Source organism: Pedobacter nutrimenti (assembly GCF_003208655.1).
In the GTDB taxonomy this organism is placed as follows: domain Bacteria; phylum Bacteroidota; class Bacteroidia; order Sphingobacteriales; family Sphingobacteriaceae; genus Pedobacter; species Pedobacter nutrimenti.
On sequence record NZ_QKLU01000002.1, the window covers coordinates 508,430 to 520,907 of the forward strand.

General features: G+C 41.5%; 9 protein-coding genes. 2 read left to right on the forward strand and 7 right to left on the reverse strand.

The window, feature by feature from the left end:
* Window positions 1-6 precede the first annotated feature (6 nt).
* The 3 genes from B0O44_RS06995 to pnuC all read right to left on the reverse strand — a co-directional run bounded on the left by B0O44_RS06995 (window position 7) and on the right by pnuC (window position 3,835).
* A complete protein-coding gene (locus tag B0O44_RS06995; protein ID WP_317047137.1) occupies window positions 7-2,463 on the reverse strand; it encodes a TonB-dependent receptor in 2,457 nt (818 codons plus the stop codon).
* 198 nt (window positions 2,464-2,661) lie between these two features.
* Entirely contained in the window at window positions 2,662-3,195 is a 534-nt protein-coding gene (locus B0O44_RS07000) for an AAA family ATPase (protein ID WP_110828573.1), read from the reverse strand.
* Window positions 3,179-3,835 (reverse strand): nicotinamide riboside transporter PnuC, encoded by a 657-nt coding sequence (gene pnuC / locus B0O44_RS07005; protein WP_245943614.1) that lies wholly within the window; start codon window positions 3,833-3,835, stop codon window positions 3,179-3,181. Before pnuC ends, B0O44_RS07000 begins: the two co-directional genes overlap by 17 nt.
* A 457-nt stretch (window positions 3,836-4,292) precedes the next feature.
* On the opposite strand from pnuC, the gene B0O44_RS07010 reads away from it, so the two are divergent.
* Together B0O44_RS07010 and carB are read left to right on the forward strand one after the other, a co-directional pair.
* Window positions 4,293-4,613, forward strand: a complete 321-nt coding sequence (locus B0O44_RS07010) for a carboxypeptidase regulatory-like domain-containing protein (protein ID WP_110828577.1) — start codon at window positions 4,293-4,295, stop codon at window positions 4,611-4,613.
* A gap of 167 nt (window positions 4,614-4,780) precedes the next feature.
* Window positions 4,781-7,597, forward strand: coding sequence for a carbamoyl-phosphate synthase large subunit (gene carB / locus B0O44_RS07015; RefSeq protein ID WP_110828579.1), 2,817 nt, complete (start codon window positions 4,781-4,783; stop codon window positions 7,595-7,597).
* Between the two features lie 313 nt (window positions 7,598-7,910).
* Here the strand turns inward: carB and radA are convergent, their stop codons facing one another.
* The 4 genes from radA to B0O44_RS07035 form a co-directional block, all read right to left on the reverse strand.
* A complete protein-coding gene (radA, locus tag B0O44_RS07020) occupies window positions 7,911-9,287 on the reverse strand; it encodes a DNA repair protein RadA (RefSeq protein ID WP_110828582.1) in 1,377 nt (458 codons plus the stop codon).
* Window positions 9,288-9,411: 124 nt separating this feature from the next.
* Window positions 9,412-10,962, reverse strand: coding sequence for an Rne/Rng family ribonuclease (locus tag B0O44_RS07025; protein ID WP_110828585.1), 1,551 nt, complete (start codon window positions 10,960-10,962; stop codon window positions 9,412-9,414).
* 264 nt (window positions 10,963-11,226) lie between these two features.
* Window positions 11,227-12,087, reverse strand: coding sequence for a tetratricopeptide repeat protein (locus tag B0O44_RS07030; protein WP_110828587.1), 861 nt, complete (start codon window positions 12,085-12,087; stop codon window positions 11,227-11,229).
* A 4-nt stretch (window positions 12,088-12,091) separates the two neighbouring features.
* Entirely contained in the window at window positions 12,092-12,394 is a 303-nt protein-coding gene (locus B0O44_RS07035; protein WP_108552488.1) for an HU family DNA-binding protein, read from the reverse strand.
* Between the last annotated feature and the right edge of the window lie 84 nt (window positions 12,395-12,478).

Consider the following 12,478-nt stretch of genomic DNA (forward strand, 5'->3'; position numbering starts at 1 on the left):
TAAGATCTAAAATTTAAGACTTAAAGAAAGCAGAAAATTTGTTCCTGCTTGTGGAAAATAAAAATTTTCTGTGGTGGTTGTACCCTGGTACATAGAGCTGTAGGTATAACCATTGCTTTCATATTTTCTGTTGAAAATATTATTGACCAATAGGCCCAGGTTAATGTTTTTAATACCCAGTGCCGTAAAATCATAAGCCGTCCGAAGGTTACTGACAAAATAACCTTTAAGTTTTCTGGACTCATTTTGTGTATTGTCCATATACTGTTTGCTTACATATTTGTTTTGAAAACCAATGGCAAAACCACTGATGGGTTTGTACACCAGCTCTGCGAACAGAACGGCTGCAGGTGAAAAGGAAATATCCGGAGCAGCATAATTTGTAGTGACAGTTCTGGTGATGTCTCCGTTGTCATTGTATTCATATACATAATCCAGATAATTTTTGATTTTATTGCGGCTCAGTGCAGCATTTGCATTAAGGGCAAATTGTCTGCTGATCAAATAAGAAGCATCCAGTTCTATCCCTAAACGATAGCTTTTAGGAACATTCTGACGGATGGATTCACCAACGTCATTCAATGCTCCGGTAAGGACCAGCTGGTCTTTGTAGAACATGCCATAAGCATTTAGTCCGGCAGTCAGTTTGCCCGTCTTTATGCGATAACCTGCTTCAAAGTCATTCAGGCGTTCAGATTTAGGAAAAGTTCCGTTAACGGCATTGACATAGTCATCGCGGTTGGGTTCTTTGTTGGCCACGCTAAAGGAAGCATAGACATTACTTTCAGTACTGATAAAATAAGTCAGTCCGATTTTGGGATTAAAGAAATTGAGCTGATCTGTAATGTTCAGGAAATTTAGGTTTTTCTCTGTCCCCAGGATGCTATAGTCCAGCCGGCGGTATTGAAGATCCGCAAACAGGCTTAAATTTTCAAGTGGACTGTAGAGCACTTTTCCGAAAACATTAAAATCCGATTTTTTTCCTGTATTGTCGTAATAATGATCCCCGTATTTCCCGTTGGAAGCGTATTGGGCCCAGATGATCTCTCCAAAGTGTTTGCCATCATATTTATTGTAAGCGCCCCCAAGGGTAAAGTTCAAATTGGACTGGGGCTGGTAAGTAAAGTTATACGTAAGACCATAAAATTTGTTGTCCAGCCATCTTCTGCGGATCAGGTCTGTTTTTTTAAGCCAGGCACCGTTGACATTCACACTGTCCAGACCATAGTTTGCAAACTTTTGTCCGGTCTTAAATTCTTCATAATAGCCCTTTCCTTCCGTGTAGTGCAAGGCGCCATTAAAGGAGAATTTGTCGTTAAACTGTCTTGCATACAAGAGCTGATAATGGTTTTGCCAGTAATTGTCGGTCTGGTCCTTATAGGTAAAGGAATTATAGGTCCTGCTGGATGAATTCAGCAGATTGGCTGCATCGGCATCACTCAGGTAATTTCGGGCGATATAAGCCTTCATGCCTTCCACATCGCCATTTAACCTCGATTCAGGAACACCATTCCAGGCCTGATAGGTTTTTTCAGAACCCCCGAAAACATTCAGACGAAGCAAATCTTTTTTGCCCTGATAAGCTCCGGACAGAAAAAATGATTTCAGGTTGGAGGCAGCACGGTCAATAAAACCATCGGACTTAATTCTTGACAAGCGGCCGTCAAAGCTCCATTTGTTGTCAATAAGCCCAGTTCCAACCTTAACGGTATTTTTTAAAGTATTAAAAGACCCAAAACTATTATTGAGTTCTGCGTAGGCCAGCTTTGCGGGGGCAGAGGTTTGTACATTTAAGCTTCCGCCGAAAGCACCGGCACCGTTTGTAGAAGTACCCACTCCGCGTTGAATTTGAATGTTATCTACTGAAGAGGCAAAGTCGGGCATGTTCACCCAGAAAGTACCCTGACTTTCACTGTCATTATAAGGGATACCGTTCAGGGTCACGTTCACCCTGGTGGCGTCACTGCCGCGAATCCGGATACCGGTATACCCTACGCCTGCTCCGGCGTCGGAGGTCACCACCACACCAGGTGTATTGTTCAGGATAAAGGGAAGGTCCTGTCCGAAATTTGCCTCCTGTATCGCTTCCTTATCCAGATTTTTATAGGTAGTGGCCGATTTTTCACCTGCCCGGGTCGATCTGACAATCACTTCATCTGCGAGAAAGGAAGATTGCTGCAGGTTGAAGTCCAGCCGCTGGTCGGCGGACAGCTGAAAAGTCTTCTCGGTACTTTGATAACCGATAAAACTAATCACCAGTGTGTATTTGCCCGCTTTGATGTTTTTTAGTTCATAAGCACCCTGTTGGTTCGCGGTTGTGCCCATATTAAGGCCTTTCAACCTGATGCTGGCACCGGGTAAAGGCTTTTGATTTTCCGTAATGTTTCCTGAAAGGTTAAATTGTGCTTTTGAACATAAAGGAAAGAGCAGCACTGCAAATGCCGCCATTAATAATTTTTTCAATTTTTACTGTTTTCTTAGTTAAACCTTCTGTTAGCAGGGGTACTGACTTCTAGTTAAACTCCATAACTCCAATCCCTACGCCGGCATTATCCGGATCAGGTGCATACATCTGTTTGTTCAGAGATGTAATGGGTATGATCTCAGCCCGTTTTTGTGTTTTTTACAAAACAAGGCACCCCTTTTGATAAGACAAAGGTATTAAATTTCTTTGATAAGAAAATCTTCAACGGCTTTTACTGCATTTTTAAAACGGTTTTCCAGTCCGTTAACCACCACATAGTTTGCGCCTAGGGCCCGAAGTTCATGGTGCCAGATCCCCATAAAGTGTTCCCGTAAATGAGGGAAGTCACGGAGCGGGTCTTCCTGCCAGGGCAGGTCAATGTCCATTAAAAGATATAGGTCATAGGGACGTTTGGGCAAGGCATCCAAAACCATCTGTGGGGTCTGGCCCAGCATTTGGTCGCTCCAGATCTTAACCGTCAGAAAAGTGGTGTCGCAAAAGATAAACCCTTTTTCTGCATTGGCCAATACAGATTCTTCCAGTGCAATTTGTCCATGAAACATATTGATCTCGTCTTGCAAGGTGCAGTCTGCAGTAAGTGCCGCGCAATAATAGCGGGCATATTCTGGTACCCAGGCGGTCTGGTAATGACGGGCAAGCTGTTGGGTAATGGTCGATTTTCCTGTGCTCTCCGGGCCAACGACAGCGATCTTTTTAATGGCTTTGTTCACGATAAGTTTTCCTCCAGTCCAGATAGCCTATAAAGGCCAGGATAATTAATACAAAATACAATACGGCGGTTAAGGATAAATGCTTGTGAATATACAAAGGAACATAGCAAAGGTCCACAATGATCCATAATATCCAGTTTTGCAAAATTTTCCGACTCAACATCAGTTGAGCAGCAAAACTCATTGCGGTACAGAAGCCGTCTATATAGGGAACATCTGTATCTGTATAGGTCTTGAGAAACAAACCCAGTAAAATGGTCAGGACAAGTACCCCGGCTACAATATAGAGCCATTGTGCTGCTGCGATGCTTTCCACAGGTTTATCGTTTGTACTTTTCTTTTTTAACCAGAAATACCAGCCATAAATGGCCGTGGCCAGAAAATAAAACTGAAGTACAGTATCTCCGTACAATTTGCTTTCATAAAAAACAATACTGTAGGCAAGGACGCTGATGATCGATACCGGCCAACTCCATATGTTTTCTTTTGCGGCAAGATAAATACAAATAAAACCGCTGATGGTGCCTGTCCATTCCAGCCAGCTGGTGTGTTGGAACTGCGTCAGAATAGACTGATAAAATGGAATATCCAGTAAAAGCATGGTCAAATGTAACCAACCGGATTTATTTTCAGGCGTCAAATTTTAAAACTGACGCTTTTCTGTAAAAAAAATCCGGCAGAGAAGGACTCTCATGCCGGATAATAAACCAAACAAACTATTTATGAAGAATACCCTCATACAAAAATTGCAGAGGATGCTTTTAATCTTGGGTTTCAAATAACTATTTAAGAAACGGGATATGTAAACTTGTAGTACAAGTCCTGCACCATTATTGATGGATTTGCTGTTTCGTGACGTTCCCGTGACTACAGAGGCTTATAAATGCGCCATGGCTTTCAATTGAATCCGTTTTGGAGGCCTGCTGATCTGTCTCAAAATCCAGACATCTTCTTCGGAGAAAAGAATTCAAACTGCATCCGGATTCCTTTTATGAGCCGGGTAGCGGATAAAATCTCGTTTTAAAATTTGGTATGCGATATGTAATGCTGATCTTTAGGAAAACTAAACCGGATGAATCCGGCAAAAGAATAAACAGATGAAAACTTTAAAAACAACCATAGCCGGACTTACGGTGATCTCATTAACCCTGTTTGCTTTTACCCAGATCAAAAAAGGGGGAATCAGAGGACGGATTACACCGGTAGAAGGTGTACAGGAGATACAGGTTATTTCTGGAAAGGATACCTTAAGGCTTGCAGCGGGGAACGGAAATTTTCAGTTCAATAATCTTAAAGCAGGGACCTATAAGGTCTGGATTAAAACAAATTTGCCTTATAAAGAATATACATTGCAAGAAGTACCTGTCATCGACAGTGCTACTACAGACATCGGACAGATTAAGCTGTTGCAGAACTAAGTCTATTGCCGCTTTGGCGCAGATATTTTGGTCTGGAAGCTATAATCTTAGTTTTTTAAAAAAGCTGTCATTTATATGCGTTAAAAGCGTAACTTTGCATCCCGACAGAACAGTCGGGATCTTTCTTTCAGCATAGAAAATCTCGAGCGCTAAATTTTAAAGCCAATATGCCAAAAGACACCTCCATTCGCTCAGTATTGATTATCGGATCCGGACCAATTATTATTGGCCAGGCCTGTGAATTTGATTATTCAGGATCCCAAGCGGCCTTATCATTAAAGGAAGAAGGAATTGAAGTTTCCATCATCAATTCCAATCCTGCAACAATTATGACCGATAAGGTTATTGCAGACCATGTTTACCTGCGTCCGCTGACCGTTGATTCTATTGAAGAAATTTTAATAGAACAAAAAATAGATGCCGTACTGCCTACTATGGGTGGACAAACGGCGCTAAACCTTTGCAAAGAGGCGGAAGAACGGGGCGTATGGGAGAAACATGGCGTTAAGGTAATCGGGGTTGACGTTGCCGCGATAGAAAAGACAGAAAACAGGGAAGCCTTCAGGCAGCTCATGGTTGACATAGGAATTGGCGTAGCCAAATCCAAAATTGCCAACTCTTTTCTGGAAGGAAAAGAAGCTGCTCAGGAAATCGGCTATCCCCTGGTTATTCGTCCGTCCTATACCTTAGGCGGTTCAGGCGGGGGCTTTGTCCATAAAAAAGAAGAATTTGACCATGCTTTAAAACGCGGTCTGGAAGCTTCACCAACGCATGAAGTATTGGTAGAGCAGGCGGTTTTAGGCTGGAAAGAATATGAACTCGAGTTGCTCAGGGACAGCAATGATAATGTCATTATCATTTGCTCCATCGAGAATTTTGACCCGATGGGTATCCATACCGGTGATTCGATTACAGTTGCACCAGCCATGACCTTATCCGATCGTTGCTATCAGGACATGCGCAACCAGGCCATCCGTATGATGCGTGCAATTGGAAATTTTGCCGGAGGCTGTAATGTTCAGTTCTCTGTCAATCCGGATAATGACGAGATCATTGCAATCGAAATCAACCCAAGAGTTTCCCGCTCCTCTGCCCTGGCCAGCAAGGCCACAGGTTATCCGATTGCCAAAATTGCTTCTAAACTGGCCATAGGCTATAACCTGGATGAAATAGAAAACCAGATTACCAAAACCACTTCTGCTTATTTTGAGCCGACCCTGGATTATGTGATTGTAAAGATCCCGCGTTGGAACTTTGACAAATTTAAAGGTGCGAATATGGAACTGGGCCTGCAGATGAAATCTGTTGGTGAGGTTATGGGTATCGGAAGGAGTTTTATAGAAGCTTTACAGAAAGCCTGTCAGAGTTTGGAAATCGGAAGAGCCGGATTGGGTGCTGATGGTAAACACAACCGCAGTATTGAGGAGATTATGTATGGTTTGGAACATGCAAGCTGGAACAGGTTATTCCTGATTAAAGATGCGATGAGCATGGGGGTTCCACTGGAGTCTATCCGTAAAGTAACGCGCATAGATAAATGGTTCCTTACCCAGATACAGGAACTGGTACAACTGGAGACAGAATTAAAAAGATATTCATTAAACAATATACCAAAAGACTTCTTCTTTACCCTGAAGCAAAAAGGGTTCTCTGATGTGCAGATTGCTTATTTGTTGGGGAATGTTACAGAAGATGAGGTGTATGAGCGCAGAACTTCTTTGGGCATCAGAAGGGTATACAAAATGGTAGATACCTGTGCCGCTGAATTTGCCGCCCAGACGCCTTATTATTATTCAACTTTTGAAGAAGAAAACGAGTCCGTTGTCTCTGACAAGAAGAAAATTATTGTACTGGGCTCCGGACCAAACCGTATAGGACAGGGAATTGAATTTGATTATTCCTGTGTTCATGGCTTACTGGCGGCAAAAGAAACAGGTTTTGAGGCCATCATGATTAACTGTAATCCTGAAACGGTTTCAACAGATTTTAACATGGCCAACAAGTTATATTTCGAGCCGGTTTACTGGGAGCATGTACGGGAAATCATTGAACTGGAAAAACCAGTTGGTGTAATTGTACAATTGGGTGGTCAGACGGCACTTAAAATGGCCGAGAAACTGCATGAAAATGGCATCCGTATTATTGGAACAGCCTATAACGATATGGATGTTGCCGAAGACAGGGGACGTTTCTCTGACCTTTTAAAAGAACTGGACATTCCTTATCCTAAATATGGGGTTGCCGAAAACGCGGAAGAAGCTATTGTGGTTGCCAATGAGGTAGGTTATCCTGTTCTGGTGCGCCCAAGCTATGTATTGGGTGGTCAGGGCATGAGCATTGTCATCAATGATGAAGACCTGGAAAAAGCAGTCGTAAAACTTTTAGGTGATTTGCCTGGAAACAGGGTATTGATTGATCACTTCCTGGACAGGGCAGAAGAAACAGAGTCAGATTCCATTTGTGACGGTGAGGATGTACATATTATTGGCCTGATGGAGCATATTGAGCCAGCAGGAATCCATTCAGGAGATTCAAGTGCGGTGTTGCCGCCTTTCAGTCTTTCCGATAAAGTAATCGCGGATATGGAAGCTTATTCCAAAAAGATTGCAAAAGCTTTAAATGTGGTTGGACTGCTGAACATACAGTTTGCGGTAAAAGACGATAAAGTATATGTGATTGAGGCCAACCCAAGGGCTTCCCGTACCGTACCTTTCATTGCAAAGGCTTATGATGTGCCTTATATCAATATTGCAGCTAAAATTATGCTGGGCGTGAATAAACTTAAAGATTTTAAAATAGAACGCAAGCTGGATGGATATGCAATCAAAGAACCAGTGTTCTCTTATGACAAATTTCCGGAGGTGCCAAAAGAACTGGGGCCGGAAATGAAGTCTACCGGAGAGTCTATCCGTTTTATTAAAAACCTGGAAGATCCATATTTCAGAAAGCTCTATAAAGACAAGTCGATGTACTTAAGTAAATAATCAGAAAGTCTCCGGAAGGGGACTTTTTTTATGCCTTTGCTTAGATTAGGCCCTTAAATAAAAAACCCTCGCTATCTTTCGGTAGCGAGGATAATCATCCCTATTGTTACGTTAAAACCCATTACTGGATCAGAACTGTAATGATATATTCAAAGGGAATACCAAAAATAAAATGCAGGTGGTTTTGGTGTAAGTTATTGGTTATGAGTGTGTTTTTTTATTTATTAAAATTTGTCCGATTTTGTATATGGGGAATAAAAACCCCTTCTTGTGGAAATTGGGCAAGAAAATTCAACACAAACCGGTTAATGGCTTACCCAAATAATGCCGTAAAAACGTCTTCAATTTTACTTACACCAATAATTTCAAGGCTATATTTTTCTTTAGTCAGACCTTTCATATTATATCTGGAAACAAAGATTCTTTCAAAACCAAGCTTATCTGCTTCAGAGATCCGCTGGTCTATACGATTCACAGCCCTGATTTCCCCGGAAAGCCCGACCTCTGCAGCGAAGCATATTTTTGAGGAAACAGAAATGTCCTCATGTGAGGAAATAATCGCAACCAGGACAGCTAGGTCAATGGCGGGATCTTCTACCTTAATTCCCCCGGCTATATTTAAAAACACATCACGGGTGCTTAGTCTGAAACCGCAACGCTTTTCCAGAACGGCAAGCAGCATGTTCATCCTGCGGGTATCAAATCCGGTGGCCGAGCGTTGGGGTGTTCCGTATGCGGCAACACTAACTAATGCCTGAGTTTCAATGAGCATTGGCCTTGCGCCTTCCAATGTAGCGGAAATAGCGATGCCACTCAGTTCTTCATCCCGTTGGGACAGCAGAATCTCAGAAGGATTGGTGACTTCCCGAAGGCCATTGCCGTTCATGGCATAAATGCCGAGCTCGGCAGCAGCTCCAAAACGATTTTTAATGGAGCGCAGTATACGGTAAATATGGTGTCTGTCTCCTTCAAACTGGAGCACGGTGTCGACCATATGTTCCAATATTTTTGGCCCTGCTATGGCCCCGTCTTTGGTAATATGGCCGATAAGAAATACCGGAGTATTGGTTTCCTTGGCAAATCTGAGCAGCTCTGCAGTGCATTCACGTACTTGTGAAACACTGCCAGGAGTGGATTCAATTTGCGAAGAATGCAGTGTTTGAATAGAATCAACAATAACCAGCTCCGGGTCAAGCTGCTGGATTTGTTTGAATATATTCTGAGTAGAGGTTTCAGTCAGGATGTAACATTCTGCTTTAGGGCTGGTTGTAATGCGTTCTGCGCGCATCTTTATCTGTTGTTCGCTCTCTTCTCCCGAAATATATAAAATACGTTTCTGTGTCATGTTTAGGGCAAGCTGAAGCATTAAGGTTGATTTACCAATGCCGGGCTCTCCTCCAATCAAGGTAACCGAACCGGTAACGAGTCCTCCGCCGAGTACCCTGTCCAGTTCCTGATCGCCGGTAGGTATCCGGGTTTCCATTGATGATTCAATGTTTTCAACCTTATTGGGCTTATTGGACCGTTGCGAACCCGGGGTCGTTTTCCAGGCCGGTACACTTGAGCTTTGTTTCTCTACGAGTTCTTCAACAAAGGTGTTCCACTGGTTACAGGAAGGACATTTACCCAGCCATTTTGCAGATTCATAGCCGCAATTCTGACAAAAATATGCAGATTTAGTTTTAGCCAATTTGAAGGAATTTAAGAAACACAAACTTAAGGCTTAATTTTGAATTCAGACGAAAAGCCGGATAAATGAATAAGCCTGATTTTGATTAAAAACCAGGCTTATCCTTAAATGTTTTCAACAGGAGTTATAACTTTATTTCTTCGTCTTTAGCACTTAAGAAATGAAACTCTGTCAGGTTGTAGGAAGCTACAGCCTTAATTTTAATACGTTGGCCAAATTTGAAGAACCATTTCCATTGCAGGGATATAAATCCTTTTTTGATATAGGCTTCAATATAAGGGTGTACGCAAAGCGTAATGTTTTTCTCGTTTTGTTCCTGAAGAATATAAGTGAGGTTATTCTCAATATCATCCATCAGCACAATACTTGCTTTGATCTCTCCGGTACCATCACAGGTTGGACACTTTTCGCTGGTTACAATATTCATTTCCGGACGCACACGCTGACGTGTGATCTGTACCAGACCGAATTTGCTTGGCGGCAGAATGGTGTGTTTGGCGCGGTCGAGTTGCATCAGCTCTCTGAGGTAGTCAAAAAGCATTTTACGGTTAACCGGTTTGTGCATATCGATAAAGTCGATGACCACAATACCTCCCATATCCCGAAGACGTAACTGCCGGGCAATTTCCTTTGCTGCTTCTTTGTTTACCTGAAGGGCATTTTCTTCCTGATTCTCTTTACTTGCCGTTCTGTTGCCACTGTTGACATCAATCACATGTAAAGCCTCCGTATGCTCTACAACCAGGTAAGCACCTCCGGCAAGATTTACCGTTTTGCCGAATCCGTTTTTGATTTGTTTATCCAAACCGAAATGTTCAAAGATCGGCTCTTTTTGTTTGTAATGTTTTACGATTTTCTCCATTTCAGGAGAGATCTCGTGAACATAAGAACGGATGTCCTCATATACACCGTGGTCGTTCACATAAACATTGGTGAAATCAGTACTTAAAATATCCCTGATCAGGGTAGAAGTACGGTCCATTTCACCCCAAACCCGTTTGGAAGGTTCTGCATCGGGTAACTTTTTAATAAAATTTTCCCATTTGGCAACAGAGTCCAGAAGGTCTTTCTGTAATTCTGCGACACCTTTTCCTTCAGATACTGTTCTGATGATGACACCAAAATTCTTAGGCTTAATACTTTCGATAATCTTTTTTAAACGATTACGTTCTGTATTGCTTTTGATCTTCTTGGAGATGGAAATCACATTAGAGAAGGGGACCAATACAATATAGCGGCCAGCTATAGAGAGGTCGGAACTTAAGCGGGGACCTTTGGTTGAAATAGGCTCTTTAGCTATTTGAACAGGTATGACCATGTTTTTGGTAACCACATCAGATATCTTTCCGGCCTTATTGATATCGGCCTCTAGTTTAAAGTTATCTAATAACGTTCCATTAACAGAGCCATTACGCTTAATTTTTGTAAGCTTTATTAAAGATTGTACTTGCGGACCCAGATCAAAATAATGCAGGAACGCATCTTTCTCATAACCCACATCAACAAACGCAGCATTTAGGCCGGGCATAATTTTCTTTATACGGCCTAAATAGATGTCGCCAACAGCATAGTTGTTGTTGATGTGTTCTTTATGAAGTTCTACAAGTTGTTTGTCTTCAATTAAAGCTATGGTTACTCCCGTAGGAGATGAATCGATAATTAATTCCTTTACCAAAAGCTATAGATTTTAAGGCAAAATAATGCCTTATTAACACATGGACTGATACGAAAAACGCTATAAACAAACAAATATACGCTGAGAATTACAGCGTATATTTATCCGTTTATACATGAACATGAAGAAACTATTTTTTCTTATGTCTGTTTTTTCTTAAGCGTTTTTTACGTTTGTGCGTAGCCATTTTATGTCTTTTTCTTTTTTTACCACTTGGCATAATCTTGAAATTTTAATATTTTTTATAAATCTGTTTATTAACTCTTATTTACTTAATTCTGCAACCTTCTTATCAATAAACTTAGATAAGGTTGGATTTGCAGCAAGCTTTTTACTGTTTAAATAAGCTGCAATAGCTTCTTTGTTTTTGCCTAAACTTTCATAAGCGGTTGCTAAATAAAAGTAGGCATCCGGTGAAGGTTTTTTAGCAATAATGTCATTGAATCTAACAATCGCTTTATCAAACTGTCCGGATTTGATGGCAAAAGTACCCAGGCTCATATTCGCTTTCAGGTTCGAAGGGTCTTTTTTAACGACTTCGAGTAACATTGCGATCCCTTTCATCGGCATACCCATTCCGTTAACAATGGTAATGCCCAGACCAGTTTTCGCATCTGCATTTGCAGAGTCAATAGCCATTGCATTGGTGTAAGCCATATTGGCTTTTTGCAATAATAATGGCTGCATTAGGCTGTCCCTGCTCGAATCAAAAGCTTTCATGAACCGTCCGCCAGTATTGAGCCAGCTTTGAAGGCTTTTTTGCTGTTTGGAAATAATTTCCAGGTACAAGGCACTTGGCACGGTTTGTTCCACATCGTCCCACTTTTGAGCGAGCTGTGCCGCTACAGCAGCTTTATCACCTTCCGGGGCGCTTTTATAAGCGTTTTCCAGTTTGGTGATCTCAGCAGCAAGGCTGGGATTGATTAGGTTCTTGCCTGTGGCCGATACTTCTTGTAAATTGATATCCTGAGCTGTATTTGACGTGAGCTGTCCAGCGGCAGGAGTAGCTGGGCTTTCCTGCTTTGGCTTCACAAGACCTTTAATATCCCTGGTAAACAGAAATGCAATCAGAAGCAGAACTGCTCCTATTGTGATTACTTGTTTAGTCCGGATACTGTTTGTCATAGGATTAAGCTTCTACGCTAATTTTTTTTGAGTTGTTTTTCACTTTATCAACAAATACTTTTGCTGGTTTAAAGCTTGGAACAAAATGCTCAGGGATAATAATTGCTGTATTTTTAGATATGTTCCTTGCAGTTTTTTGTGCTCTCTTTTTAACAACAAAACTTCCAAAACCTCTTACATATACATTTTCGCCACCGATCATACTGTTTTTGATCACTTTGAAAAATGCTTCTACGGTTTCCTGTACATCTACTTTTTCAATTCCTGTCTTTGTTGATATTTCTGAAATAATATCTGCCTTAGTCATATTTTCTATTATTAAATTATTGTGTGTTAAATATTATAAGTGTTTTGGGGTTGCAAAAGTATTGCTTTTTAATGAGATAGGAAA

What these genes read in the sequence shown, in the direction of transcription:
- B0O44_RS07010 (WP_110828577.1), top strand. Translation starts at nt 4,293, where the DNA reads ATGAAAACTTTAAAAACAACCATAGCCGGACTTACGGTGATCTCATTA.
- carB (WP_110828579.1), top strand. Translation starts at nt 4,781, where the DNA reads ATGCCAAAAGACACCTCCATTCGCTCAGTATTGATTATCGGATCCGGA.
- B0O44_RS07030 (WP_110828587.1), bottom strand. Translation starts at nt 12,087, where the DNA reads ATGACAAACAGTATCCGGACTAAACAAGTAATCACAATAGGAGCAGTT.
- B0O44_RS07035 (WP_108552488.1), bottom strand. Translation starts at nt 12,394, where the DNA reads ATGACTAAGGCAGATATTATTTCAGAAATATCAACAAAGACAGGAATT.